Source organism: Reyranella sp., from assembly GCF_044224635.1.
Taxonomy (GTDB): domain Bacteria; phylum Pseudomonadota; class Alphaproteobacteria; order Reyranellales; family Reyranellaceae; genus Reyranella.
Genome location: NZ_JBGAKA010000056.1, coordinates 7,627 through 32,885, shown reverse-complemented (window position 1 = coordinate 32,885; position 25,259 = coordinate 7,627). Strand labels below are relative to the sequence as shown.

Below are 25,259 nucleotides of genomic sequence, written 5' to 3'. Positions count from 1 at the left end.
CGGAATGGCGTCCGGCATCCAGTGTGCTACCGCGCGCTGCATGGACTTGCCAGCCCGTAGACCTCGAGCGTCCGCTGCAACATCGTCGTCATGCCGAAGCGGCGCTGCACGAAGCCCGGCCCTTCGGCCTGCGCCCGCGCCGCCCACGCCTTGTCGCTCAGGCAGTGGAGGACACGGTCGGCCAGGGCCGGCGCGTCGGCGTCACGAACGGCCCATCCGGTGACGCCAGGCACCACCGTCTCGCCGATCCCGCCGACATCGGGCGCCACCACCGGCACGCCGAGCGACTGCGCCTCGAGCAGCACGTTCGGCAGGCCCTCGTGCCGCGACGTCAGCATCACGACGTCCATCGCCTTGTAGCAGGAGCTCATGTTGCCCTCCTGTCCGGGCAGATGCAGCCGGTCGCCGATGCCGAGCCGCTGCGCGCGCTCGGCCATGTCGGCGCGCATCGGTCCGTCACCGAAGACGATGAAATGCGCCCCCGGGGCTCGCCGCGCGACCGCGGCGGCGGCATCGACCCACAGGAGAGGCCGCTTCTCCTCGCTCATGCGGAAGGCACTGCCGACCACGGGTGCGTCCCGCGCGATGCCCAGCGATTGGCGCAGGGCGCGCGCGCGAGTCGGGTCGACGCCCTGCGTCAGCCGCTCGAGATCGATGCCGTTGTAGATCACCTCGATGGTCGCGGGATCGATGCCCAGCCAGGCGGCATAATCGTCGGCGCCGGCCCGGCTGTTGTTGGTCAGCACGACCGACGGATGACCGAGCACCGCCTGGTAGGCCTCGCGCATGAAACGCTTGAGGCGGCGGCGCGGGTTGTCGGGACGCACGCTGCGCGCCGAGAGCACGATGCGCGGCACGCCGGCCAGCAGGGCGGCGACCGCGGCGCTCAGGCTGGTGCCATCCTGCCAAGCATGCACGATTTGCGGCCGGCGGCGCCAGAACTCCGCCAGCCAGAAAGCGATCGGCCCGGCCATCTCCGGCGGAAAGGCACGAATCAGGCGGCCATGACGAGCCACCTCCGGCCGGCCGAGGCAGACGTCGATTGCATCGTCGACCGGCCTCACGATCTCGACCGGCGTGCCGGCCAGCATCGGCAGGAAGAAGTCGCGCTGACTGCGCCGCGCCAGCGAGATGCAGAAAAGCGACAGGTCGAGCTCGAAGGCGGGATCGCTCAGCCCGTGCAGCAGGGTGACGAGCTGGCGTTCGGCACCGCCGGCGGCGAGCGATGCGGTGACGGCAATGATCCGGCGCGACACGGGCTCGCAGGGCGTGATCTCCGTGTCGGCGATCTCGCGAACGCGGCGGAACAACCGCTCCGGCGCGAGAATCTCGCCGCAGCGCGGCGGCGCCGCATGCAGGCCGATATGATCGATGCCGATGGCGTCGAGCAGGTGCACCGTGTCGACGAGCTGCCGGGTCACCGCGACGTCGTCCGGCTTCAGCTCCCGGCTGGCCAGCAGATGGTGGAACGCGCCATCGACGATGCCCTGCCGGTAGTAGTACTGCCCCAGCCGCGCGTGGTGTCCCGCCTCGTGCGGCTCGGCCGCGACGGCGCGCTCGAAATGACCGATCGCCCGGTCGTGGAACTGCCCGGCCTGCGCGGCGAGCCCGAGCCGCGCCCACGATGCCGGCGACGCCGGCAATGCCGCTTCGGCGGCATCGAGGGCGGCCAGCGCTTCGCCATCGCGCTCGGCGCCGGCCAGCATGAAGACCAGCTCGTACCAGGCATCGGCATTCTGCGGCGAGCGCTCCGAGACCGCGCGCCACGCCTCGATCGCCTCCGCGGTCCGGCCGAGCTGGCGCAGCAGGCGCCCGCGATAGAGCAGCGCATTGGCGTCGGCCGGGTCGATCGCCAGGACTTTTTCGTAGGCTGCCAGGGCGTCCGGCGTGCGATCGAGCCGCTCCAGGCAGCGGCCGAGGCCGAGCAGGACATCGGTACGGCCCGCATTGACCCGGCTCGCCGCCTCGAACAGGGGGACGGCATCGTGCCAGCGTTCCTGCTTGGCCAGCAGCCGCGCCAGCCCGATCAGCGCCGCCTCGTCGCCGGGCGCGCGCGCGAGCGCGACACAGTACTCGGCCTCCGCCTCGCCGGATCGATGGGCGCGCTCGAGCAGCTGGGCACGCTGGACGAACGGCATGGGAGCGTTGGGATCGCGCTCGGCGACCCGGTGCCAGAGATCGAGCGCCAACGGCAGCCGGGCGGGATCACGCGAGAGGATCTGCGCCAGCCGCAGCAGCGCCCTGCGATCGTCCGGGAGCCGGTCGAGGATTTCCCGCCAGGTCGCCTCGGCGCGCGCCCAGTCCCGCGCCTTCTGATAGCGCGACGCAAGCTCCAGGCGCGGGGCCACATCGCGCGGCCGGCGCTCGGCCCACCGTTGGAAGTGGCGCATCGCAGCGGTCGGATCGGATTCGGCCAGAGCCTGTCCGTAGCCCGCCAGCGCCTCGGCATGGTCCGGCTCACGATCGAGCACCGCCTGAAAAGAGCGGCATGCCTCGTCGTTCCGCTGCTGGCGCTTGCGGATGCGGGCGATCTGGAGGTGCGGGTCGATGGCACGCGGATCCTCGGCCGCCAGCCGCTCCCAGTCCTGCACCGCAGCGTCCGGGTCGGTCCGCGCGTGCGCGCTTGCCAGCAGGACGAGCGCATTGCCGCGGATGCGCTTCGAGCCGGGTTCCTGGGCGAGCATCTGCTGGGCGAGCGCGACGGCGGCATCGATTGCGGCCATGCCGGCGCCGCCTGTCCGCGCCAGCCTGCTGCTGAGCTGCTCGAGCGCCTCGAACGCCTTCTGATGCATCGGGTCGAGGGCGAGCACGTGAAGATATTGACTCGCAGCGGCCTCGAGCCTGCCGCTGCGATGCAGGGCGCGGGCGAGCTGGAACTGAGGTCCGCTCAACTGCGGGTCGACCGCGGCAGCGCGTTGCCAGACGTCGACGGCTTCCTCGAAGCGGCGCTCACGCAGCAGCAGCCGGCCAAGCCCTGCGAGCGCCGCCGGACGCTGCGGTTGCCGGGTCAGGATCTTTCGGTAGGTGCTCTCGGCGGCATCGGTTCGACCCGCCCGTGCATGGCGCTCGGCGACCACGACTCGCCACGCCAGGACATCGAGGACCTCGCGGAAGAGCATCATCGCGGGCATTCTCACCATGCGGGGCGGCCAACGCAAGAATGTCCCCGCTCCCCTTTCTGCATATTAGGAAGCGCTTTCCGGCGTTTGAAACAAAGGAGAGCCGGGTCCGTCCAGAGACAGCTTGATGGTACCGAGCCGGCGGTTGACGATCGCCCCGCTGCGATTGGCCATCGCCAGCACCTGGCGATTGTAACCGAGGCGATCGACGCCCATCACGCGGCCCTGTCGTTCCTTGGTGAGCGCGATGAAAAGCGTGCCGGGACGCTGGAGATGGCGGGAAACGACGTCGTCGAGGAAGAATTGCCACTCCGCCACCGACCAGTAGAGGCGCGGGCCGCGTGGCGTGCGCTTGTCATTGAACGTGACGTTGCAGGCGGTGACGAGGTCGAACCTGCCGTCCAGATCCTGAAGCGGGATGCACGGCTCGACGCGGATGATCGTGCGCTCGACTCCGAGGCAGCTTGCAATGCCGTCATACAGGGCGTTGTCGATATCGATGCCGACGGTATCGTGGCCGAAGAAGCGGCAGACGAAAGGAAAGTGGCCGGCACCGGTGCCGATATCCAGCACACGCCGCGGCGGCCCCTCGTGCAGGCCGAGATCGTAGGCAAGCAGCAGCTTCTGCAAGGTGTAGAACCCGACGTCGAGATACTTGTAGCGCGAATCGGCGCTGGCTCTTCGCATGCGGTCGGCATACTGGCCGCGCAAGGCGTCGAGCCGGGCGCCGTCGACGGTGCTCATCAGCGCTTCCAGGTTCTGCCGGATCTCCTTGCGTCGCCGGTACCATCTCGGCAACCGCCAGAGAGCCGCCATGCGCTCGCCAATCGTCCCGGTGGGATCGCTCGTCGCCATCACGTTCGCAACACGCTTACCTGATCATGTCCTTCCTCTGGCGAGCCTTCACGCCAGCCCACGCGTATCGTGGCCGTTTTTCGACCTATCTGGATATCGGGCTCGACATCCTGGTGATCGGCGCGCTCATCGGGATGCGCGCCGAGGTTCCGCAGGCGCTGTTCTTGACGGGACTCTCGCCGCGCCATCACCCTCGCACGTCATGCAGCAGGCGGCCGACATTGTAGCCGCCGATGTCCTCGGCCTCGATCTCCATGACCAGGCGGGTGCGCTGCGGCGCCGTCCAGAGCGTGACGTAGTGGACCGGCGCGCCGTCGCGATGATGGACCAGGCGGGTGATGCGCAGCACGGCCGAGTTCACCTCGACCTGCAGGCCCTGCGCCACGATGGGATCGGCCAGGGCCGCATTGACCTCCTGGGCGACCCGACCGAGCTGATCGAAACTGCCGGCGATCAGCTCGTGCAGCGACTTCTTCTGCAGCGCCTTCGCCGTCACCACCGCCGCGAAGCGCGGCGGAATCCACCCGTCGATCAGCGCGACCGGCTTGCCATCCTTCGATCGCGTGCGCACGAGATGCAGCGCCTCGTCGCCGGCCGCCAGCCGCAGCGGCCGGGCGATCGCCGCCGGGCAGCGCTGGACCTGCAGCTGGAGGATCTGCATCGTCGTCTCCTTCAGCGTGCGGCGCATGTCGCCGATGAAGCTGAAGTCAGGACCGCGCTTGATCTTGTCGATGTCGGCGGTGACGAAGGCGCCGACGCCCTGCGCGTTGCGGATCAGCCCTTCCTCCTGCAGGTCGGTCAGCGCCCGCCGCACGGTGATGCGCGAGATCGAGAACTGGCGGCAGAGCTCGTCCTGCGTCGGCAGTCGGTCGCCGGAATGGTAGCGACCCGACACGATCTGCTCCTTAAGGACAACGAACAGCTGGCGGTGCAGCAGCGTGCCGTTGGGCCTGAGCTTCACCGAGCCTTGCATTCTGCGCATAGGAACGAGCTCCCTGCTGCCTCTTGTGTCCGGTCGGGTTGGCATATTGTAATCACTATATACCAAGAAGGAGGGGAAACGTTGAAGCTGGTCATGGTTCTCGTCGGGCTGCTCGTCGCTTGCCTCGGTGGCCAGGGAGCCCTGGCCCAAGGCCCGGGCGGAGCCAACGTCAAGCCCGAATTCCAGCCGGCCGGACCGGTGACGATCATCGTGCCCTACAGTCCGGGCGGCGGCACCGACGCCGTCGGCCGCCTGATCGCCAAGGCGCTGCAAGGAATGTGGGGCCAGAGCGTGATCGTCGACAACAAGACCGGCGGCAACGGCTCGGTCGGCGCGACGCTGGTCGCGCGCGCCGCACCCGACGGACGTACCATGGTGCTCGCGGTATCCGGCATCGCCATCAACGCCCATCTCATGAACCTGCCCTACGATACGGCGACCGCCTTCGCGCCGGTCACCGCCGTCGCCTATCCGGTGTCGACGCTGATCGCCACGCCGTCGCTGCCAGCCAACGACCTCCGGGAATTCCAGACGCTGGTGCGCAAGGAAGGGCCCGACAAGCGCAGCTTCGCCAGCCCCGACCCCGGCAGCCGGCTCACCGCCGAGCGCATCTTCGATGTCGCCGGCATCAAGCTGCTCAACGTGCCCTACAAGGGTGCGGCGTCCTTCGTGCTCGACGTCTCCGAGGGCCGCGTCGATCTCGGCATCTCGAGCGTCACCTCAGGCCTGTCGCTGCTGCAGAGCGGCCGGCTCAAGGCGCTCGGCATCATGGGCACCCAGCGCGTCGCCATCATGCCCGAGCTCAAGACTTTCAAGGAGCAGGGCTTCGACGGCCTCGAGGAGAATTCCTGGTATGGTCTGTTCGCGCCCGCCGGCACGCCGCCCGCCGTGGTCAAGGCCATCCAGTCCGATATCGCCCGCGCGCTCGCCACGCCCGAGATCAAGGCAAAGCTCGCGGAAATGGGCGCCTTGCCGGGCGGCGACACGCCGGAGGCATTCTCGGAGCGCTTCCAGCGCGACCTCCGGGAATCCGGCGAGACCATCCGCCGCCTCGGCATGAAAGCCGAATAGGGACGCCGCCGGCAATCCAGCGATCGAGCACTACCGAAGAGCTTGGGCATTCACACGCGAGATGGAGAGAGCCATGAAGTACGATGTCATCTCGGCCGACGGCCATGTCGACCTGATCTGGCTGCCGCCGGATCTGTTCACCGCCAACGCCTCGGCCAAGTTCAAGGACCGCATGCCCTATGTCGAGCAGGGACCGGACGGTCCGCGCTGGGTCAGCCGCAACGGCGCGCAGTTCGGCCTGGTGAACGGCATGGGCTCGGCCGGCCGCAAGTACGTTCCCGGCGAGATCCACCGCTCCGACCGCATGGCCTCGACCGGCCTGTACGAGGACGGCAAGAAGGGCGTGCGGCGCCTGACCGAGCCCGATCTGCGCCTCAAGGACCAGGATCTCGACGGCGTTCAGGCCGAGGTCCTGTACGGCATCCTGGGCTCGAGCGGGCGCCTGAACGACGGCGAGGCGGCCTGCGAGATGCTGGGCATCTACAATGACTGGCTGCACGATTTCTGCAGCAAGCATCCCGACCGCCTGATCGGCCTCGCCAACGTGCCGAGCCACGACATGACGGCGGCCGTGAAGGAGGTCAAGCGGGCGGCATCGCGTGGCGTGCGCGGCGTCGACGTCGCCAACCGTCCGGACATGATCCCGCTGTACGACGATTTCTACGAGCCGCTGTGGCAGGTCGCGCACGAGACCGGCATCCCCGTGCACTTCCACACGATCGGCGGACGCTCGCCCGACTACAGCAAGATGAGCAAGCTGATGGCGCGCCGCGCCTTCGCCACCCACATCACCGGCTTCCAGATGCACATGAGCTACATGCTGATCCAGCTCATGTTCTCGGGCGCGCTCGAACGCTATCCCAACCTCAAGGTGGTGATCGGCGAGGCCGGCCTGGGATGGATCCCCTACGTGCTCGACCATATGGACCTCGAATGGGAGGACCAGTTCAAGGACATCCTGAAGATGAAGCCCAGCGAGTACTGGTATCGCCAGTGCTACGCGACCTACCAGACCGATGTCGTCGGCATCAAGCTCCTGAAGGAGCTGGGCGAGGACAACGTCATGTGGGGCTCCGACTACCCGCATCCCGACGGCATCTGGCCCGATTCGCGCGACTACCTGAAGCGCGAGCTCGGCCACCTGCCCGACGCGGTGCGCCGCAAGGTGGTGTGCGACAACGCCGCCAGGCTCTATCGCCTGCAATAGGCGTCCGCGGCGTGCCCGCCCGGGCCGCCGCGGCAACGAGAAAGGCATCTGTCATGCGTCTTGGTCAGGCCATCCCGGAGCGTCCCGGCACCACGCTGCGCCGTCTCATGCGCGAGCAGGCGCCGCTGATCGTTCCCGGCTGCTACAACGCGCTGTCGGCGCGCGTGCTCGAGGAGGCCGGGTTCCCGGCGGTCTACATGTCGGGCTACGGCTCGTCGCTGGCCCTGCTCGGCCTGCCCGACGCCGGCCTGTCGACCCTGACCGAGACGGCGATGAATGCCCGCCTCATCGCCGCCGCCGTCAAGGTACCGGTGATCGCCGACGCCGACACCGGCTTCGGCAACGCCATCAATGTCGTGCGCACCGTCGAGGAGTACATCCGCAGCGGTTTGGGCGGCATGCACCTCGAGGACCAGGTGGCGCCCAAGCGCTGCGGCCATGTCGCCGGCCGCGAGGTCGTCGACCGCGCCGAGGCGGTGGGCAAGATGCGCGCCGCCCATGCGACCCGCCAGGCGCTCGATCCGGAGTTCGTGCTGATCGCCCGCACCGACAGCCGCGGCGCCCATGGCGGCTCGCTCGACGAGGCGATCTGGCGGGCCAACGCCTTGCTCGAGGCCGGCGCCGACCTGGCCTTCGTCGAGGGGCCCAAGGACATGGCCGAGATCGAGCGCGTCTGCAGGGAGGTCAAGGGCCCGGTGTTCTACAACATGACCGGGATCTCGCCGCGCATGACGCGCGAGCAGATGGCGAGCCTCGGCATCGCCGTCACCATCCTGCCCGGCGTCACCATGCGCGCCTCGATCATCGCCATGTACGACCTGGCGGTCGCGATCCGCGACAAGGGACCGATCGCCGAGGCGGAGTTCAACAAGAAGCTAGCCGACCACCCGCTCGGCAACACCCACGAGTTCGCCGGTTTCGACCGCATCCGCGCGCTCGAGGAGGCGTTCCTGCCGCCCGAGACGGCGCGCAAGTACGAAGGTACGCTCGGCCACATGCCGCGCCGCGCGGCCGAGTGATAACGAGGAGAATCTCATGACCAGCAACGCCACGCGCCTGCGCGCGCAATTCGCCGGCGGCGACATGGTGATCGCCCCGGGCGCCTACGACGGCATCACCGCCCGCCTGATCGAGCAGGCCGGCTTCCCGGCGATCTACATGACCGGCGCCGGCACCGCCGCGACCATAGGCTTCCCCGACTATGGCCTCGTCACCATGAGCGAGATGGCGGAGAACGCCGAGCGCATCGCCCGGGCGGTCAAGCTTCCGGTGATCGCCGACGCCGACACCGGATACGGCAACGAGCTCAACGTCGTGCGCACCGTGCGCGAGTACGAGCGGCGCGGCGTGGCCGCCCTGCACCTCGAGGACCAGGGCTTCCCCAAGCGCTGCGGCCATCTCGACGACAAGGAGATCGTGCCGCGCGAGGACTGGCTGGCCAAGATCCGCGCGGCCGCCTCGGCCCGCACCAATCCCGACTTCACCATCATCGCGCGCACCGACGCGCGGGCCCGGCTGGGCTTCGACGAAGCGATCGCGCGGGCCAACCTGGCGCTGGCAGCCGGCGCCGACATGGCGTTCGTCGAGGCGCCGCAGACGATGGAAGAGGTGGCCAACGTGCCGAAGCTGGTGCATGGGCCCTGCCTGCTCAACGTCGTCTACGGCGGCAAGACGCCGGAGGTCGACCTGCGCGACGTGCAGAAGATGGGCTATCGCCTCGCGATCGTCCCCGGCTTGCTGTTCAAGACCGTGATGTCGGCGTGCGACGACGCGCTGGCCGCCCTCAAGAAGGAGCACCGCCATCCCGTGCCCGGCCGTCCCATGACCGTGCAGCAGGCCTTCGCGCGGGTCGGCGCCAACGACTGGGATCCCCTGCGCACCGCCTTCCGCGAGCCGACGGCCAAGGCGGCGGAGTAGACGCACCACCCACGGCGTTCATGCCTGGACCGCTTGCGTCTGGCCCGCTCATGAGTCCGAGCGGACGAGACGCAAGCGGTCCAGGCGAAAAGCATGAACGGCATTGCGGCGGAGCCAGATTTGCTCCGCCACAGTCACGAACAGGAGAGGTCGACTGAAATGAAAACGCTCGATGTCGGGGGCGTCTCTGTCGACGTTCACATCGCAGGCTCCGGCCCGCCGCTCCTCTACCTGCATGCCGAGCAATATGTCGAGCAGGCGAGCCCGTATCGCGAGGCCCTGGTGAAGAAATGGACGGTGATCGCGCCGCGCCACCCAGGCTACGGGACGACGCCGGTCCCGGCCGACATCCGATCGGTCGACGACCTCGCCTATCTCTATCTCGATCTCCTCGACAAGCTGAAGCTCGACCGTGTCGTTGTCGTCGGCGCGTCGCTCGGCGGATGGATTGCGCTCGAGATGTGCGTGCGCAATCACGCGCGGATATCCAAGCTGGTTCTCGTCTCCTCGGTGGGCGTGAAGTTCTCCGGCCGGGAAGAGCGTGACTTCGCCGACCTCTTCTATCTGCCCGACATCCAGGCCTTTCCGCTCCTGTTCGCCGATCCGGTAAAGCACGCGCCGGCCTATGCCGGCATGTCCGCCGCGCAGCTGGAAACGCTGGCGCGCGAGCGTCAGATGCTGGCCCATTACGGCTGGCGGCCGTACCTCCACAATCCCGGCCTGCGGCGATGGCTGCATCGCGTCGATCTGCCGAGCCTGGTCGTGTGGGGTGAGGCGGACGGATTCGCCAAGCCCGACTACGGGCGATTGCTCGCCTCGGCGTTGCCCGCGGCGGTATTCACGCTCGTTGCGGGCGCCGGACACTACCCTGAGATCGAGCAGCCCGATGCTGTCGCAAGGGCAATCGACACCTTCGTCGCCAAGTGATCGCGAGCTCCCAGGCAGGGCAGGAACGATGACAATGAAAGTCTGGCATTTCAGCGAGCTCGCCTACCACCCGGCGTGGAAGGAACTCGGCCCCCAGTTGCGCAACGTCGTCCCCAACCGGCTGTGCGAGCCCGAGGTCGCCGCCGACCTGTACCATCGCTATCTCGACGAATGGGTCCTGTGCGACGAGCTCGGGCTCAACATCATGGTCAACGAGCACCACGCGACGGCGACCTGCATCGATTCGGTCTGCACCATTCCGATGGCGATCCTGGCGCGCGAGACCAGGAAGGCGCGCCTGCTGTGCCTCGGCATGCCGATCGGCAACCGCTTCGATGCGGTACGCGTCGCCGAGGAGTACTCGATGCTGGACGTGATCTCGCGCGGCCGCGTCGAGATGGGCTTCGTCAAAGGGGCGCCGTTCGAGGTGACCCCGGCCAACAGCAACCCGGCCGACCTGATGGCGCGCTTCTGGGAGGCGCACGACCTCATCCTGAAGGCGATGACCACGCATGACGGCCCGTTCAACTGGGAGGGGCGCTATTACCACTACCGCCAGGTCAATGTCTGGCCGCGGCCCTACCAGCAACCCCATCCCCCGGTCTGGCTCACCGTGAACAGCCCGGAGTCCGCGCAGGTCGGCGGCGAGCGCGGCTACGTCATCGGCTCGCTCAACACCGGCTATGTCCGCACGCCGGGAATCTATGCCGCCTATCGCAAGGGTGCGGCGAGCCGGGGCCGTGCGGCGACGCCGGATCGCTTCGCCTACATGGCGATGGTGGGCGTCGGACACACCAGGGAGGAAGGCTACAAGCGCGCCAATCAGATCCTCGACTACAGCCGCACGGCCCTGCGCGTGGGCGCCCAGTTCGCCTTCCCGCCCGGTTATCAGTCGCCTGCTGCAACGGCGCAGGCCCTGAAATGGCCCGGCTACGGCAGCGGCGTCACCATGCGCACCATCCCGCTGCGCAATGGCCGGCAGGTCGATGCAACGGCGGCAACCGTCGACGAGTTCATCGACGCCGGCATCTGCTTCGCCGGCACGCCCGACATGGTGTTCGAGCAGATCAAGGCGTTTCACGGCCATGTCGGCGGCTTCGGCCACCTGCTCATGATGGGCCAGGGCGGCCACATAACCCACGAGGACACGGTCGACAACCTGACCCTGTTCAGCAAGGAGGTCCTGCCGCGCCTCGCCGAGTTCGGCTGACGTTCCCGGGCCTGAGCAGGGCGATCGAATATGGGTACGCCTTTCATTCTCCTCCCCGGCTGCGCTGGGGAGACCCCCAGCACGCCGGCGCGCACCACGATGCTGAGAAAATCGGGGCGGTGCCCGCCCCGATTTTCATAGGAGGAGAATGAAAGGCGCGCGTCAGACGCCCTGTCCGGCGCCCCCTTTCCTACGCATGGTTCGCGACCAGGAACTCGGTAGTTGTTCCTGACCGACCAGCGAAGCGCACGCTATTTCGCCAAGCAGGCTGCCTGCTGCACGCAGGACGGTGCCGTGCGCGCGCGACACTTGACCTTGCCCATAATCCGGGCAGGTTGACGCAGGAAAGGAAACGCACCAGACATGATCGCCGCGACTCGCGCGAACACAATGCCGATCCTGATCGCGGCGTCGGTGATGATGAGCTTGGCGATGGGCATGCGTCAGTGCCTGGGGCTGTTCCTGCCGCAGATGACGCAGTCGCTTGCCATGACAGCGTCGGATTTCACCTTCGCGATCGCGATCCAGAATATCGTCTGGGGCCTGGTGCAGGCGCCCCTCGGGGCAGTCGCCGATCGTTGGGGGTTGCGTCCGGTCATGGTGCTGGGCGCCATGGCGTATATCGCCGCCATGGCAATAATGACCGCCACCGCCGGCCTGTGGATGCTGATCCTGGCGCAGGCAATGATCGGCATCGGCATCGCCTGCACCGGATCGTCGCTGGCGATGACCGCGACCGCGCGTGCCGCCTCGCCGGAGCGGCGCAGCGTGGTCCTGGGCATCGTCGGCGCCTTCTCGTCGGTCGGCACGCTCGTGATCGCGCCTGTCCTGCAGGCGCTGCTGGGTGGATGGGACTGGCGCTGGGGCGGCGTGCTGTTCATCGTGCTGGCCACAGCGATGGTGCCGGCGGCGATGATCACGGGGCGGGTCGACCGCCTGCCCCAGCCGGCCGCACTGCGCGCCCGGGTCGGCAGCGTGATCGGAGAAGCCCTGCGCAACCGCCGCTTTCTGGTATTGTGCGCCACGCATTTCGTCTGCGGGCTGCAGTTGATCTTCATCAACACGCACCTGCCAAACTACTTGGCGCTGTGCGGCCAGGACCCGATGCTGGGCGCCACGGCGCTGGCGATCATCGGCGGCATCAACATCGCCGGCTGCCTGCTGGCCGGCTGGCTCGGCCAGTATCACGCCAAGAACGTGCTGCTCGGCATCACCTATCTCGCCCGCGCGCTCGTGGTGGCGCTGTACTTCATGTTCCCGCCGACGCCGGCCACGACTATTCTCTTCGCTGCCGCGATGGGCATGCTGTGGCTGGGCGTCATCCCGCTGGTCTCGGGCTACGTTGCCGACCTGTTCGGCACGCGCAACATGGCCACCCTGCTGGGCGTGTCGTTCGTCATCCACCAGATGGGCTCGGTGATCGGCGCCTGGGGCGGCGGCATGATCTTCGACACGTTCGGCAACTACGACCTAGCCTGGCGGATCGGCGTGATGATCGGCGTCGTGGCGGGGATGGTGCAGATCCTGTTCGGCGGTGCCGGTCGCTGGTGGTCGGGCGCGCGGCCCGCGCCTGCAGCCGGCTGAGCCGGCGCGGAGCAGCATTGAATCGCGGACGCGCCCCGACACCCCCTTGACGAGCGCCACGAGCGAACGTCGCGCCGTGATCCGCTGTCCTTGACAAGGGCATGCCCTTGATCTTGAAAGTGCCGAACAGTTGTGTGCAACCGTGCTATAATCTGGCGCTTTGGAGGCCAGGGTTCATGCAGTGCAGTGAATTCGGCACCAGCGACCTTCTCGCGCGCGACCAACTCCACGCTTGGCAGGCTTGGTATGGCCGAGTGTTCGACACGTCGCCGCTCCATGCTGGCGATGAAGGCTTCTTCGCCCGTGCCCGCGCGTGGACCCTGAGCGGATTCACGATCAATACTGTCACGGCGCCAGCCCTGTCGGTTGTCCGCACGAACACGCTCATCCGCCGCGAGCCCGTCGACCATTGGGCGATCACGCTCAGCAAGCGCAGCGCCACTTGGCTCGACTCCGGCAGCGCAACCCTGGCGGCAGAGCCAGGGCTCCCCTTTGTCGTGTCGCTGGGCCAGCCGATGAAGAACAAACGTGAGGCCGACGACCGCATCCAACTCTACCTGTCGCGCGATTCCTTTCACGGCATCGGCACCCTGCTCGACGCCAGTTGCATGCGGCCGTTGCAGCGGGCCGGCGCCACGCTCCTGGCCGATTACATGCGCCTGCTGCTGCGCAACCTGCCGAGCCTGGACGAGGAGGATGCCCTGCGGCTGACCGATGCGACACGCGCCATGATCGCGGCCTGCCTCGCGCCTTCGGCCAGCCGGATTGGCGAGGTCCAGCCGCTCGTCAACGTCACCTTGATGGAAAGGGTCCGTCGGGCGATCCGCCGGCATCTGCACTCGTCGACGCTCGGGCCCGAGCTGATCTGTCGGGAAGCTGCCACGTCGCGCTCGCAGCTCTATCGCCTGCTCGAGGGCGAGGGCGGCGTCGGGCACTATATTCAGAAGCAACGGCTGTCCGAGGCGTTCGCGCTGCTTTGCGACCCGCCGGCGACAACGACCATCTCGGCGATCGCAGAGATGCTGTGTTTTGCAGATTCTTCCAGCTTCGCGCGTGCCTTTCGTCGCGAATTTGGAGTCAGCCCAAGCGATGTGCGCGACGCAGCGCGCGGCGGCCTGCCGCCGCTCTCGGCCAGCGCCGGCGTAAACGAGGCCGGAACAGGCAGTTTTGCGGCTTGCCTGCGCGGAGTGCCGCCCCCGGCAAGCGCCATTCTCGATCTGCGCCCCTGAAAGTCTGCGGCTCGCGGGTCGCTTCACCGAGCCTTAGAGCGAGCGGAGGCAGTCGCGAAACTGCCCGGCGCCGAAGTCATCCCGGCTCGGCGGCGACGGCGGCAGCCCACCCAGTGCCGCCAAGCGCACTTCCTTCGGCGTGATGCCGAACTCACGGCGGAAGGCCCGGCTGAAGCCCGAGGCGTCGGCGAAGCAGAGCATCTCGGCGATACGGCCGATGGAGAAGTCACGCGACGTATCGCAGAGAATGGCGAAACTTTCGCTCAAGCGGCGGCGCTGGATGTATTGCGCGACCCCGCCCTGGTCCTCGAGCAGGCGGTAAAGCTGCGAGCGCGACGTGGCAGCCTCGCGGCACAACTTGGCCGTACCGAGCGATGGCGAGTACAGATGGCGAGCCACCGCCTTGCGTACCCGCTGCATCAAGGTGGCCGCCATGGGCTTCTCTGCCATGCCCAGGGGATGGTCCGAGGGTGCCAGGCAAGCCTCGAGCATGGCCTGCACCGCATCCTTCAGGCGGGATGCCTCCTCGACGGAGAGAGCAGGAAGGCTGGCCTTCACCATGCGCAGGAAGTCGGCGAGGAGAGCGCCGCGCGGTCCGTGCAGCGGGATGCCGACGGAAGCATCGAGAAGCGGCTCCGAGCCGGCAAACGCATCCCGCGAGAGCAGGATCTGCATGCGCGATTCGCCGACCTCTCGCCGGATGGACATTTCCTCGCCAAGCGACAGGAAAAACGGCACGCCGGCGGGTACACGGAATCGGCGATCGCGCACCGCGACCTCGCTCGCGCTCTGACTGCTGAGGGTCATCACCCAGTGATCGACCGGGTTGCGCCGCACAAAGGGCCGGCTGCGAGCGACAGCGACCGGCGGCGAGGCCACCTCACTGACGGTCAGGCCACCGATGATCCAGTTGGAGTTGGCGGCCTCGAACCCGCCCGACACCGTAGCGTCCGCCGCCATCTCGAACACCGTACGGTACCAGTCGCGCCAGGAGTCGAATTGGTCGCAGCTCGAAAGGTCACGTGTCGCGAAGCTCGTCGTCAACATGGGGCGCCTCAGTCATCCAATTTTCAGCTCGGATGAGCAGGCGCGGCTTTAGTCCGGCACGCGGGCGTTGAAAAGACTACGTCGCGCGTCGGAAGGCAGATTGAGACGACGGGTATGGAATTGGGATTCCCGATCCAGGCCTGCATGCTCGACAGAAGCGAACAACCCAGTCAGCGGCGCAACGCCATCGCGGCCGTCAGCACGACGACGACCGCGAGCAACGACATGCCGGCCACCGGCCAGGCACGCCAGCCCAGTTCGAGCCTCATCGTCAGGTTGCCAAGCCGGCGCAGTGAGGCAAAGGTCGACTCCCGTGTCGCAAGCCAGTCTCCTATGGGGATACGCGACAGGCGGTCGAGCCAAGGGCGGAGCACGAACCACAGCCCGACTCCTGCCGCGACCGGCCACGCAGCGGCCCAAAGGGCCGCCGGCGCGAGTGGCGCCACCGGATCATCCGCGATGCTGCGGAACAGCAGCCAGGGCAGCCCCACTCCCGCCAGGGCCGTGGCGCGCCATGCCCACAAGCCGGCGGCACCGGGTGCGGATTCCGCATCCTGGCCCGCTCTGCGGGCCAAGGTCGCGAGAAAGTGCATCATCAGCAGGCTCGTGCCGACCGTCGAGGCCAGCGACAGTCCGCCCACCACCCCATCGCCGAGCGTCGACTTGGCGACCTGCTTGGCCAACGCCCCGCCGGTCAGCGGCAACCCGCCGAGACCAAGTGCCAGAACGGCGGCCACCGCAGAAGTCGCGCGTCCGCGAATGCCGGCCGGTCCTGCCATCACGCCGATGGCCAGGAAAAGGCCGCCCTTGGCCAGCGCATGGTTGGCCCCGTAGAAGGCCGCGTCGAGGCGCACCGTGGCATCCGCGGCTGCCCATCCCATACCCAGGAGGGTCGCAATGACACCCATCTGGCTGATGCTGGAATAGGCAAGCACGGTCCGGGGATTGACTTGCGTGAGCCCGACCGCCACGCCGTAGAAGGCAGAGACCAGGCCCAGCAGCACCAGCGCCGGTGCCAGTCCGACGTCGTCGAACGGCAGGAAGCGCAGCAGCCCGATCACGCCAGCCTTGACGGCCGCCCCACTCAACGCCGCGGCCACCGGTATGGGCGCCGCCGTATAGGTCGGCGGCATCCAAACATGCACCGGCACCGCTCCGGTCTTGAACAGCAGGCCAATGGCAGTGAAGACAACTGCGGGAGTACGCCAGGGCGACGCCGGCAGAGCCGCCATGATGTCGCGGATCTCGAGGCTTCCGGCTGGCGCCGCAGCTGCCAGCAGCACGAAGCCCAGCAGCAGAAAAGCCTCGCCCAGCACGGCGAAGGCGATGTAGCCGCCGCCGGCGCGCCGAGCGGCCGCCGTATCGTCGTGCACGATCAGACCGTAGGCCGGCAGGCTGACGAGGGCGAAAAAGAAGTAGAAGCCGGGAAGGTCGGCGACGGCGAAGACGCCAATGCTGCCTGTCATCGTCAACAGCCAGCAGACGATGAAACGCAGGCGCCCGGCGCCTTGGCCCAGCCATCCGGCGACCCATACTCCGGCGAAGCTCCACAGCAACGCCGACGGGCACAGCAGCAGCGCCCCCGGCGTGTCCAGCCGCAGGCTGAGCCGCAGGAAGGGCACGTCGACAGCAAGCGCCGGGCCGGACAGCGCCAGCATCGCGGCGGCCAGGGCGGGCAGCGGCGCCAGCGCCAGGAGCGCCGAAAGGATCGGCCGGGCCGGGCGCACCAGGCACAGGGCGAGCAGCACCAGCGGCGCCGCAACCGCCCCCACCAGCAGCCCCTCGGCCAGCGCGCCGCTCATGGCGCCGCTCGCCCGATCAGCAGCAGGGTCGACAGGCCCGACGGCGCGAAGCCCAACAGGACGGCGGCTGCGGCCAGGGCCAGGGCAATCGCCTCACGCGGGCGGGCGATGCTGGCCCGGACGGCCAGGTTCTCGCCCGCGAGCGCCGGCGCGACGATGCGGAAGACATAACCACCGGCGAGAAGACCTCCCGCCAGCACGACCGCGGCATAGATCCATTGTCCGCTCTGCACCGAAGCCTGCAACAGCAGCCATTTGGCAACGAAGCCGCCGCTTGGCGGCAGGCCCATCAGCGACAGGCCGCCGAGACCAAGGGCGAGCGCCGTCATGGGCATGACCCGCCCCAGGCCGCGCAGCTCTCCCAGGCGGTCGTGGCCGATGGCTTCGGCCACCAGGCCGGCTGCCAGGAACATGCCGGCCTTGGCGAGCGCGTGCGACAGGGCCTGCACGACCCCGGCGGTCCAGGCGTCGTCGCTCCAGGAATGGGCGCCGGCCGCCAGCGGAAACATCAGGAAGAGGTAGCCGAGCTGCGCCAGGGTCGAATAGGCAATGAGCAGCTTCAGTCGGACCTGGCACAATGCCACCACGCCGGCGATCAGAACCGCACTGCTGCCCAGCGCTCCGACCACCGCCATCGCCGTCTCGCCGGGCAGTCCCGGCAGGACGCCGAACCACAGGCGCACGACCAGGAAGAACGACGCCTTGACCACCAGGGCGGACAGCACCGCACTGGCCGGCGCCGGCGCGTTGGCATGGGCCGGCGGAAGCCAGAGATGCAGCGGGAACAGCGCCGTCTTGGCCAGCAACCCGGCCGTCATCAGGGCAGCTGCCACGGCGACGACCGGTCCCGCCTCCGGCGTGGCAGGCAGCCGTTCGGCGAGCAGCACGATATCGAGCGTGCCGCTGACGCCGTACAGCAGGGCCGCTCCCAGCAGGTAGAGAACCGAGCCGAGCAGCGCGAACATCAGATAGCGCAGGGCGGCCTGCAGGGTGCGGGCGCTGCCTTCGAGGCAGACCAATGGCACCGCGGCGAAGGTCAGCATCTCGAGCGCGACATAGAGGTTGAACAGGTCACCGCCGAGAAACACCACGGCCAGACCGGCCCACAGCCCCTGCAGCAGGGTCCAGAAGGCAAGCGGCGCGCGCGCCTCGACGACCACCGGCGGCGTTGCGAATGGGTTTCGCCCCGCGGTGCCGGCCGCGGCGATGACCAGGGCCGTGGTGACCAGCATGACCGCCGAGAAGCCGTCGGCGCGCAGGGCGATGCCGAGCGGGGGCGTCCAGGCGCCCACGACGTAGACCAGCGGCCCGGCCTGCCGCCAGACCTCGAGGGCGATGGCGAGCGCCAGTCCCAGGCCGACCGGCATCACTGCGAGCGCGATGCGCTCGGCGTGGCGACCGCCGGCGACAAACGACAGGATCATGCCGATGACCGGCACGACGATAGCGAGCACCAGCAGGTAACCTGCCGGGGTGGTCGAGAGCCCCGGGATCATTTGCCGTCGCCCTCGTTCGGCGCCTGATCGCCGGGGTCAAGGGTCGGTTGGCCGCCGGTTGCGACCAGGCGAAGGATCAGACCGATCGCCAGGGCGGTGGCGGCGAACGCCACGACGATGCCCGTGATCACCATCGCCTGAGGCACCGGGTCGGCCTCAAAGCCGGCGGCCGCCCCTTTGCGCGCGATGATGCCGAAGACAAGGAAGACGCCGCTGCCCAGCAGGTTGAAGGCCAGGACCTTGCGCAGGGGATGAGGATGGATGAGCAGGCCATACAGCCCGAAGCCGATCAGCATTGCGCCGGTCAGGCCGGCCAGCGTCCCCGCCGTCATGGTGTATCGTGGCCGGCGGGCGGCCGTTGCGGCGGGCCTATGACCAGCAGAGGCAGCGTGGCGGCAATCGACAGCACCATGAAGGCCTCGACGGCGAGGATCAGCGCCTTCGCCCAGCCGACCGGCCAGGCAAGGAAGCCCGCGGCGATCGCAAACCCCAGACCGCCGGCAAGGAGGAACGTCGCGGGTCCGGCAACGATGACGATGCGCAGCCAGCGGCTGGCGACGGCGGGCGCCTCGACCAGGCCGGCCATGACGACGAGCAGCGCCATGGCGGCGAGCAGCGCGCCTCCCTGGAAGGCCCCTCCAGGGTCGTTCGCGCCCACCCAGGCGATGTGAATTCCCACGACAATGCCGATCGGCGGCAGCAGCCGGGCGAGCAAGGCGAGCGCGCCGTCGGACGGAGCTTGCGAGAGCGGCCCGGCGCGGCCGCCCCAGGCGCGATCGTCGGCCAGCGACCACACGGCGATCACGGCCATGATCAGAACGCCCTTCTCGAGCATCGTGTCGAAGGCGCGATAGGCCATCAGGACGGCGGTGACGGGATTGCCGAGGCCGGTCGACTCCAGATGGAGGGCTGCCGCCGGCGCCAGGCTCGCGCCGATGTCGACCGGCGCCAGGATCACCGCGGCGAGCGCGCCGGTGACGATCAGGCAAAGGAGCGCGGCGGCGACACGCGTGCCCGCGCCGGGAAAGGCACCCGCACCTGCCTGACTGGTGTGGCGCAGCCGCACGGCGGCGGTCATCAACAGGACCCCGGTCACGCCGCTGCCGATCGCCGCTTCCGTCAGCGCCACATCCGGCGCGAACAGTCGCAACCAGACGAGCGACAGCAGCAGGCCGTAGGCCACGTAACCGACCGCCGCCGCGAAGGAATCGCGGGCGGCAATCGTCCAGCCGGCGACGGCGAGAACCACGATCGCCAGCCCGATATCGAGAATGTCGATCAGGGTCATGGCGGAGGCCCGTCTCGACGCCTCAGTGCCGTCGCCACGACCTGAGCCACAGTCGCGCCGGACAGCTGCACCAGCCCCCAGACGGCGATCAGCTTGAGGGCAGCCAGCAGGCTGCCAGCCTGCGGCAGGAGCCCGAGCACGATCAGGCCAAGGCCGAGGTTGTCGGCCTTGGTGAGGGCATGCAGTCGGCTCAGTGAATCGGGAAAGCGCAGGAGCCCGACGGTGCCTGCCAGGAAAAAGAAGACGCCGGCGCACACCGCGACGACCGTGACGATATCGGCGAGGAGGCTCACGGGACGCGCGGCCCCTCGCCGGGCTCCTCGCCGTCGCTCGCGGCAAGGCTGGTCACGAAGGCTACCGAGGCGAAGGCAGCGAGCAACGCCAGACCGAGGGCCACGTCCTCGGCGCCATCTGCCCCCGTGCCGGCGGCGACCAGCAGAAGCACGGCGATGCCGCCGGTGCCGAGCAATTGCGTCGCCAGGGTCCGGTCGACATCGTCCGGTCCACGCAGGATGCGCCACAGACCGACCGCTACGGTCAGCAGGACGAACCCGGCAGTGGCCAGCAGAAACTCACTCATTGGCGAGCATCCGGCTGAACAGGGCTTCCTCGGCAGCGAGCTCGGCAGCGATTGGACGCTCGACGTCGAGGCCGTGGAGCAGCATCAGCCCGCTCTCGTCGAAGCCGGTCGGCAGCGTACCGGGCAGCAGGCTGGCGAACGCGCTGAAGGCGTACCGCCGGCCGTCCGCCGGCAAGTCCGTCCGGTAACGTGCGAGACCGGGGCGCAGGGCGAGCGATGGGCGAAGGGCCAGGAGCGCAACCTGTATCCCCGAGCGCACCGCCTGCGCGACGAAATTCGCTGCGAAACGCAGCGTCGCAGCCGGCCGCAGGCGCAGGCCGGTCGGCGGCATCAGGCGCAGGCTGGCGGCCGCCGCCATGCCGGCGGTAACGATCCCGACTGGCAGATCCATGGTGTTGTAGCCCGCGATCATCAGCCAGAGAACGAAGAACAGCAGGGCGCGAAAAAGCGCGGCACGGCGCCACGCCGAAGCCCGGCGCGAACTCACCGCTTTCCTCCGCCCGCCGGCTCGCCGGCACCGCCGGACCGGACAGGCGCACCACCGCCCGTCCCCGGCGCCTGCTGCTCGAGGCGCGGCGCCGTCGAGAAGCGGTTCGATTGAGGAACCGGCGTCGCGCGATTCGCCGTGCCCAGCAGGGCATCGGTGCGCACCTCGGAAGCGTCGGATGCCGCGCGGCCGCCTTGCGCCAGCGGCTGGCGCGACGCGCCGGTCGCCAGCCCGGCAGCAACGAGGATCGCCAACGCCGGTGCGAGGGCGCGCCGTCTCATGCCGCCGCCATTGCCGGCGCACCGGCCGGCTCGCGGATGCGGAAGAAGGTGACGTAGAGCGCCGGCAGGACGATCAGGGTGAGCACCGTGGCCACGAACAGGCCGCCCATGATAGCCAGCGCCATCGGTCCCCAGAACACGTCCGCGGCAATGGGGATGAAGCCGAGGACGGTCGAGATGCCGGTCAGCATGATCGGCCGGAAGCGCGAAATCGTCGCCTCGACAACGGCGTCCCAGATCTCGGCGCGTTCGGCCCGCTCGGTCTCGATCTGCTCGATCAGGATGACGGCATTGCGGGCGATCATCCCGAACAGGGCGAGGATGCCGAGGATGGCGACGAAGCCCAGCGGCTTGTCGGCCACGAGCAGCGTGAAGACGATGCCGATGAGGCCCATCGGGATGACGCTGATGACCAGGAACAGCCGGCTGAAGCTGTGCAGCTGCGCCATCAGGAAGAACAGCATCAGCAACAGCATCAGCGGAACCTTGGCGAACACCGACTCCTGCGACTTGGCGCTCTCCTCCTCGGTGCCGCCGACCGCGACGTGGTAGCCCTTGGGCAAGTCCTGGGCGAGCTTGTCGATGGCGGGAGAGAGCGCGGCCACCGCGGTCGCCGGCGCGACGTCCGGCGGCACGTCGGCCAGCACGGTGAGGGTCGGTACGCGCTGACGCCGCCATACCAGCGGATACTCCTGCTTGAAGTCGAAGGTCGCGATCTGGCTGAGGGGCACGGTGCGACCGTCAGCCAGCGGCAGCTGCAGGCCGCGCAGCGTGGTCAGCGAGCTGCGCTGCTCGTCGACGGCGCGCGCGATGACCGGGATCAGGTAGATGTCGTCGCGCACCTGGGTGAACGGCGTGCCCGCCATCATGGTATTGACGACCTCTGCGATCGCCCGCGAGCTCAACCCCAGCAGCCGCGCCTTGTCCTGGTCGATCGTGACACGCACCTGGCGGGCAGGCTCCATCCAGTCGTAGGCGACCTCCGCGATGTGCCGATCGCTGCCGAGCACCTCGGCTACCTGCAGGGCGATCGAGCGCACCTTGGCAAGGTCGGGGCCGCTGACGCGGTACTGCACCGGCCAGCCCACCGGCGGGCCGAGCTCGAGGGGAAATACCCGGCCGACGACGTTCGGCATCCGCTCGGCCATCATCTTCTCCAGCCTGGCCTGCAGACGGTCGCGCGCGGCGACGTCCTTCGCCACCACGACGGCCTGGGAGAAGAAGTCGTTCGGCAGCTGGACGTTGAGCGGCAGGTAGAAGCGGATGGCGCCGCGCCCGACGTAGGTGCTCCAGCGCGCCACGTCAGGATCGCTGGCGAGGAACGCGTCGAGCTCGCCGGCGATCGCTTCGCTGGCGTAGATCGAGGCGTTCTGCGGCAGGTTCAGGTCGACCACGAGCTCGGGCCGGTCGGAGGCAGGAAAGAACTGCCGCTGCACGAAGGGCGACACGAGAATGGCGGCGACCAGGCACGCCACGGCTGTCCCGATGGTGATCCAGCGCCGGCGCATCGCCGCCAGCAGGACGACGCGGAAGGTGCGCAGGACGAGGTTCGGCTTGCCGGGCGCGGCAGCTCGGGGCCGCTTGAGCAGCAGCACGCCGAGCAGGGGAGCGAACAGCACGGCCACGAACCACGACACGAACAGCGTGATGGTGACCACGGCGAAGATCGAGAACGTGTACTCGCCTGCCGCGCTCTGCGCGAAGCCGATCGGAACGAAGCCCGCCGCGGTGACGAAGGACCCGGTCAGCATCGGGAAGGCGACGGACTTGTAGGCAAACGAGGCCGCGGCCTCCTTGTCGTCCCCCTGGGCGATACGCGTCGTCATCACATCGACGGTGGTCATCGCGTCGTCGACCAGCAGGCCCAGCGCGATGATCAGCGCGCCGAGCGAGATGCGCTGCAGATCGATGCCGAAGGCCTGCATGATCGGGAAAGTGATGGCGAGGGTCAGCGGGATCGAGGCGGCGACGATGGCGCCGGGCCTGAAGCCCAGGCTGACGATGCTGACGGCCATGATGATGACGATGGCCTGCCAGAGCGAGGTGGTGAAATCGCCGATCGCATGATCGACCACGGCCGGCTGATCGGACACCAGGGTCGGCTCGATGCCGAGCGGCAGGTCGTCGACGGCCTCGCGAATATCGGCCGTGACGTTGCGGCCGAGCGCCAGGATGTCGCCGCCGGGGCGCATGGCGATGGCGAGACCGATGGCCGGCTTGCCGTTGACGCGGAACAGCGGTTGCGGCGGGTCGGCGTAGCTGCGGCGGACCTCGGCTATGTCGCGCAGCCGGATCATCCGCCCGTTCGAGAGGAAGTTGACGTCGAGGATATCGTCCTCGGAGCGGAAGGCCCCGGACACCTGCAGCAGCAGGTTCTCCTGGCTGGTCTGCAGGGAGCCTGAGGGAACCACGCTGTTCTGCGCCTGGATGGCGGCGATCAGGGCATTCCGGTCGATGCCCAGCCCGGCCAGCTTCTGAGCGGAGAACTCGACGAAGATCTGCTCGTCCTGGGCGCCGATGATCTCGATCTTGGAGACGTCCGGCACGTTCAGGAGGCGCGAGCGGATCTGCTCGACGTAGTCGCGCAGCTCGCGATGGGTGAAGCCGTCGGCGGTGAACCCGTAGATCAGGCCGAAAGTGTCGCCGAAATCGTCGTTGAAGCCCGGTCCGACCACGCCGGCGGGCAGGGTATGACGGATGTCGCCGATGTTCTTGCGGACTTGATACCAGACGTCGGGAACCTCGGCCGCGCCGACCGATCCCTTGAGATTGACGAAGATCGTCGTGCGCCCGGGCGTGGTATAGCTGCGCAGGAAGTCGAGGCCTCTGGTTTCCTGCAGCTTGCGCTCGAGACGCTCGGTGACCTGCTGCAAGGTGTCGTCGAGCGTCGCCCCGGGCCACGCCGCCTGCACCACCATGGTCCTGAACGTGAACGCCGGATCCTCGTTCCGACCGAGGCTGAAGTAGGACGACAGCCCGCCGATCGACACGACGATCATGAGAAAGACCGTGAAGGATCGATGCTTTAGAACCCATTCCGAGAGATTGGGCCCGGTCATGGTGTGGCTCCCAGCAGGCGGACCTTCTGACCGGGATGAAGCGCCTGCACGCCGGCGGTGACGACGATCTCGCCGCCTTCCAGACCGTGGGAAACCAGCACCGTCCCCGGGTCGAAGCGCCCGATCTGCACGCGGTGCAAGGAGACCGTCATCTTGGCCGGATCGACGAGCCAGACGGCCGGCTGGCCGTCGATGCGCGTCAGCGCGCTCGCCGGCAGGGAGATTCCGGCGGTCGCCTCCAGCTCCATCCGCCCCCTGACGCTGGCACCGAGGAGCATTGCCGGCGGCGGCTTGATCAGCCCGACGCGCACGCGAAAGGTCCGGGTGATCGGATCGGCCTGGGGATCGACCTGGCGAACACGGCCCTCGGCCGTGATCGAGGGGTCGTCGAGCAGCGACACCAGCACCTTGGGATTGGAAGGAGCGGCCCGGATCACCTGCCCCGGAACGTCGAACACCGCGTCGCGCCCGTCCTCGCGGGCGACCTGGAAGACCGTCTGCCCGGGTTGAACCACCTCGCCGGCCTCCGCGGTGCGCGCCGTGACGGAGCCCGCGACGCCCGCCTTCAGCTCGGTGTAGCTCACCCGGTCCTTGGCGATCTGCAGCTCGGCCTCGGCCTTGTCGAGCTGCGACTGCGCGGTGCGCAGCGCCTGTTGCGCCTGATCGAACAGCGCCTGGGTCGTGAAACCCTGGGGCAACAGCGTGCGCTGCCGCTCGAAGGCATTGGTCGTCTCGACAACGCGGCCTTCGGCGGCCGACAGCGCCGCCTGGGCGGTGCGCAGCGCATTCAGCTCGTTCTGCGGGTCGAGCCGGGCCAGCACCTGGTCGGGCTCGACGCGATCACCGACATTGACCAGCCGGTCGAGGATCCTGCCGCCGATACGGAACGAAAGCGCCGCCTCGTTCTCGGCGCTGATCTGGCCGGTGAGCGTCACGGTCTCGGCCGCGCCGCCGAGCTTGGCCGTGACCGTGCGGACGGGTCTCGGGACTGCCGCCTTCTCCTTGCTCTTGGGCGTGCAGCCGCCGAGCGTGAGCGACGCTGCCAACACCAAGCCGGCCAGCGCGAACGCGCCCACGGCGCGCGCAGGAGTAAATTTCGCCACCAGAATGCCCTCGTC

The 25,259-nt window shown here is 68.5% G+C and carries 23 protein-coding genes; 8 read left to right on the top strand and 15 right to left on the bottom strand.

All coding sequences use genetic code 11. The annotated features are described in order from the left end of the window. Positions 1-26: 26 nt before the first annotated feature. The 3 genes from ACILR9_RS32420 to ACILR9_RS32410 form a co-directional block, all read right to left on the bottom strand. Positions 27-3,122: a tetratricopeptide repeat protein gene (locus ACILR9_RS32420; protein WP_395714122.1), complete on the bottom strand. Its 3,096-nt coding sequence runs from the start codon at positions 3,120-3,122 to the stop codon at positions 27-29. Positions 3,123-3,185: 63 nt separating this feature from the next. Beyond that, positions 3,186-3,974, bottom strand: coding sequence for a hypothetical protein (locus ACILR9_RS32415; RefSeq protein ID WP_395714121.1), 789 nt, complete (start codon positions 3,972-3,974; stop codon positions 3,186-3,188). A 187-nt stretch (positions 3,975-4,161) separates the two neighbouring features. Then, positions 4,162-4,956 carry a GntR family transcriptional regulator gene (locus ACILR9_RS32410; protein WP_395714120.1) on the bottom strand — a complete coding sequence of 265 codons (795 nt, stop codon included), beginning with the start codon at positions 4,954-4,956 and terminating at the stop codon, positions 4,162-4,164. A gap of 81 nt (positions 4,957-5,037) precedes the next feature. Here ACILR9_RS32410 and ACILR9_RS32405 point away from each other — a divergent pair, with 81 nt between their 5' ends. From ACILR9_RS32405 to ACILR9_RS32380, 6 genes are all read left to right on the top strand, one after another. After that, a complete protein-coding gene (locus ACILR9_RS32405; protein WP_395714119.1) occupies positions 5,038-6,027 on the top strand; it encodes a Bug family tripartite tricarboxylate transporter substrate binding protein in 990 nt (329 codons plus the stop codon). Positions 6,028-6,100: 73 nt separating this feature from the next. Beyond that, the gene (locus tag ACILR9_RS32400; protein WP_395714118.1) at positions 6,101-7,234 is read left to right on the top strand and encodes an amidohydrolase family protein; all 1,134 of its coding nucleotides are present in this window, start codon (positions 6,101-6,103) and stop codon (positions 7,232-7,234) included. A 53-nt stretch (positions 7,235-7,287) separates the two neighbouring features. Continuing rightward, positions 7,288-8,253: an oxaloacetate decarboxylase gene (locus ACILR9_RS32395; RefSeq protein ID WP_395714117.1), complete on the top strand. Its 966-nt coding sequence runs from the start codon at positions 7,288-7,290 to the stop codon at positions 8,251-8,253. A 16-nt stretch (positions 8,254-8,269) separates the two neighbouring features. Further along, complete coding sequence (locus tag ACILR9_RS32390) at positions 8,270-9,151, top strand: oxaloacetate decarboxylase (RefSeq protein ID WP_395714116.1); 882 nt, start codon at positions 8,270-8,272, stop codon at positions 9,149-9,151. Positions 9,152-9,310: 159 nt separating this feature from the next. Further along, positions 9,311-10,078 (top strand): alpha/beta fold hydrolase, encoded by a 768-nt coding sequence (locus ACILR9_RS32385; RefSeq protein ID WP_395714115.1) that lies wholly within the window; start codon positions 9,311-9,313, stop codon positions 10,076-10,078. Between the two features lie 34 nt (positions 10,079-10,112). Beyond that, entirely contained in the window at positions 10,113-11,288 is a 1,176-nt protein-coding gene (locus ACILR9_RS32380; protein ID WP_395714114.1) for an LLM class flavin-dependent oxidoreductase, read from the top strand. A gap of 251 nt (positions 11,289-11,539) precedes the next feature. Here the strand turns inward: ACILR9_RS32380 and ACILR9_RS32375 are convergent, their stop codons facing one another. Then, positions 11,540-11,728: a hypothetical protein gene (locus ACILR9_RS32375; protein ID WP_395714113.1), complete on the bottom strand. Its 189-nt coding sequence runs from the start codon at positions 11,726-11,728 to the stop codon at positions 11,540-11,542. Between ACILR9_RS32375 and ACILR9_RS32370 the strand changes: the two genes are divergently transcribed. Both ACILR9_RS32370 and ACILR9_RS32365 read left to right on the top strand, forming a co-directional pair. Further along, on the top strand, positions 11,727-12,872 hold the full coding sequence (locus tag ACILR9_RS32370) for an MFS transporter (RefSeq protein WP_395714112.1): 1,146 nt from the start codon (positions 11,727-11,729) through the stop codon (positions 12,870-12,872). The two genes, ACILR9_RS32375 and ACILR9_RS32370, sit on opposite strands and share 2 nt — an antisense overlap. Positions 12,873-13,126: 254 nt before the next feature. Next, on the top strand, positions 13,127-14,101 hold the full coding sequence (locus ACILR9_RS32365; protein ID WP_395714111.1) for a helix-turn-helix domain-containing protein: 975 nt from the start codon (positions 13,127-13,129) through the stop codon (positions 14,099-14,101). A gap of 33 nt (positions 14,102-14,134) precedes the next feature. On the opposite strand, the gene ACILR9_RS32360 is transcribed toward ACILR9_RS32365, so the two are convergent. The 11 genes from ACILR9_RS32360 to ACILR9_RS32310 form a co-directional block, all read right to left on the bottom strand. Then, on the bottom strand, positions 14,135-15,148 hold the full coding sequence (locus ACILR9_RS32360) for a helix-turn-helix domain-containing protein (protein WP_395714110.1): 1,014 nt from the start codon (positions 15,146-15,148) through the stop codon (positions 14,135-14,137). Between the two features lie 170 nt (positions 15,149-15,318). Next, the gene (locus tag ACILR9_RS32355) at positions 15,319-16,950 is read right to left on the bottom strand and encodes a complex I subunit 5 family protein (RefSeq protein WP_395714109.1); all 1,632 of its coding nucleotides are present in this window, start codon (positions 16,948-16,950) and stop codon (positions 15,319-15,321) included. Beyond that, positions 16,947-18,446, bottom strand: a complete 1,500-nt coding sequence (locus ACILR9_RS32350) for a complex I subunit 5 family protein (protein ID WP_395714108.1) — start codon at positions 18,444-18,446, stop codon at positions 16,947-16,949. The genes ACILR9_RS32355 and ACILR9_RS32350 overlap by 4 nt, the downstream gene beginning before the upstream one ends. Next, positions 18,443-18,778: an NADH-quinone oxidoreductase subunit K gene (locus ACILR9_RS32345; protein ID WP_395714107.1), complete on the bottom strand. Its 336-nt coding sequence runs from the start codon at positions 18,776-18,778 to the stop codon at positions 18,443-18,445. Before ACILR9_RS32345 ends, ACILR9_RS32350 begins: the two co-directional genes overlap by 4 nt. Next, on the bottom strand, positions 18,775-19,734 hold the full coding sequence (locus ACILR9_RS32340) for a hydrogenase subunit MbhD domain-containing protein (RefSeq protein ID WP_395714106.1): 960 nt from the start codon (positions 19,732-19,734) through the stop codon (positions 18,775-18,777). Before ACILR9_RS32340 ends, ACILR9_RS32345 begins: the two co-directional genes overlap by 4 nt. Beyond that, positions 19,731-20,027, bottom strand: coding sequence for a cation:proton antiporter (locus tag ACILR9_RS32335; protein WP_395714105.1), 297 nt, complete (start codon positions 20,025-20,027; stop codon positions 19,731-19,733). Before ACILR9_RS32335 ends, ACILR9_RS32340 begins: the two co-directional genes overlap by 4 nt. Next, positions 20,024-20,314 (bottom strand): monovalent cation/H+ antiporter complex subunit F, encoded by a 291-nt coding sequence (locus ACILR9_RS32330; protein ID WP_395714104.1) that lies wholly within the window; start codon positions 20,312-20,314, stop codon positions 20,024-20,026. Before ACILR9_RS32330 ends, ACILR9_RS32335 begins: the two co-directional genes overlap by 4 nt. Further along, on the bottom strand, positions 20,307-20,801 hold the full coding sequence (locus ACILR9_RS32325) for a Na+/H+ antiporter subunit E (RefSeq protein WP_395714103.1): 495 nt from the start codon (positions 20,799-20,801) through the stop codon (positions 20,307-20,309). Before ACILR9_RS32325 ends, ACILR9_RS32330 begins: the two co-directional genes overlap by 8 nt. Beyond that, complete coding sequence (locus ACILR9_RS32320; RefSeq protein WP_395714102.1) at positions 20,798-21,082, bottom strand: hypothetical protein; 285 nt, start codon at positions 21,080-21,082, stop codon at positions 20,798-20,800. The genes ACILR9_RS32325 and ACILR9_RS32320 overlap by 4 nt, the downstream gene beginning before the upstream one ends. Further along, positions 21,079-24,141: an efflux RND transporter permease subunit gene (locus tag ACILR9_RS32315; RefSeq protein ID WP_395714101.1), complete on the bottom strand. Its 3,063-nt coding sequence runs from the start codon at positions 24,139-24,141 to the stop codon at positions 21,079-21,081. Before ACILR9_RS32315 ends, ACILR9_RS32320 begins: the two co-directional genes overlap by 4 nt. Next, entirely contained in the window at positions 24,138-25,244 is a 1,107-nt protein-coding gene (locus ACILR9_RS32310; protein ID WP_395714100.1) for an efflux RND transporter periplasmic adaptor subunit, read from the bottom strand. Before ACILR9_RS32310 ends, ACILR9_RS32315 begins: the two co-directional genes overlap by 4 nt. Between the last annotated feature and the right edge of the window lie 15 nt (positions 25,245-25,259).

Coding starts and splice junctions, on each gene's coding strand:
- ACILR9_RS32385 (WP_395714115.1), top strand. CDS start 9,311: ATGAAAACGCTCGATGTCGGGGGCGTCTCTGTCGACGTTCACATCGCA.
- ACILR9_RS32380 (WP_395714114.1), top strand. CDS start 10,113: ATGAAAGTCTGGCATTTCAGCGAGCTCGCCTACCACCCGGCGTGGAAG.
- ACILR9_RS32355 (WP_395714109.1), bottom strand. CDS start 16,950: ATGAGCGGCGCGCTGGCCGAGGGGCTGCTGGTGGGGGCGGTTGCGGCG.
- ACILR9_RS32315 (WP_395714101.1), bottom strand. CDS start 24,141: ATGACCGGGCCCAATCTCTCGGAATGGGTTCTAAAGCATCGATCCTTC.
- ACILR9_RS32360 (WP_395714110.1), bottom strand. CDS start 15,148: ATGTTGACGACGAGCTTCGCGACACGTGACCTTTCGAGCTGCGACCAA.
- ACILR9_RS32415 (WP_395714121.1), bottom strand. CDS start 3,974: ATGGCGACGAGCGATCCCACCGGGACGATTGGCGAGCGCATGGCGGCT.
- ACILR9_RS32370 (WP_395714112.1), top strand. CDS start 11,727: ATGCGTCAGTGCCTGGGGCTGTTCCTGCCGCAGATGACGCAGTCGCTT.
- ACILR9_RS32345 (WP_395714107.1), bottom strand. CDS start 18,778: ATGACGGCGGGGACGCTGGCCGGCCTGACCGGCGCAATGCTGATCGGC.
- ACILR9_RS32320 (WP_395714102.1), bottom strand. CDS start 21,082: ATGAGACGGCGCGCCCTCGCACCGGCGTTGGCGATCCTCGTTGCTGCC.
- ACILR9_RS32350 (WP_395714108.1), bottom strand. CDS start 18,446: ATGATCCCGGGGCTCTCGACCACCCCGGCAGGTTACCTGCTGGTGCTC.
- ACILR9_RS32330 (WP_395714104.1), bottom strand. CDS start 20,314: ATGAGTGAGTTTCTGCTGGCCACTGCCGGGTTCGTCCTGCTGACCGTA.
- ACILR9_RS32390 (WP_395714116.1), top strand. CDS start 8,270: ATGACCAGCAACGCCACGCGCCTGCGCGCGCAATTCGCCGGCGGCGAC.
- ACILR9_RS32410 (WP_395714120.1), bottom strand. CDS start 4,956: ATGCGCAGAATGCAAGGCTCGGTGAAGCTCAGGCCCAACGGCACGCTG.
- ACILR9_RS32400 (WP_395714118.1), top strand. CDS start 6,101: ATGAAGTACGATGTCATCTCGGCCGACGGCCATGTCGACCTGATCTGG.
- ACILR9_RS32375 (WP_395714113.1), bottom strand. CDS start 11,728: ATGCCCATCGCCAAGCTCATCATCACCGACGCCGCGATCAGGATCGGC.
- ACILR9_RS32420 (WP_395714122.1), bottom strand. CDS start 3,122: ATGATGCTCTTCCGCGAGGTCCTCGATGTCCTGGCGTGGCGAGTCGTG.
- ACILR9_RS32340 (WP_395714106.1), bottom strand. CDS start 19,734: ATGACCCTGATCGACATTCTCGATATCGGGCTGGCGATCGTGGTTCTC.
- ACILR9_RS32395 (WP_395714117.1), top strand. CDS start 7,288: ATGCGTCTTGGTCAGGCCATCCCGGAGCGTCCCGGCACCACGCTGCGC.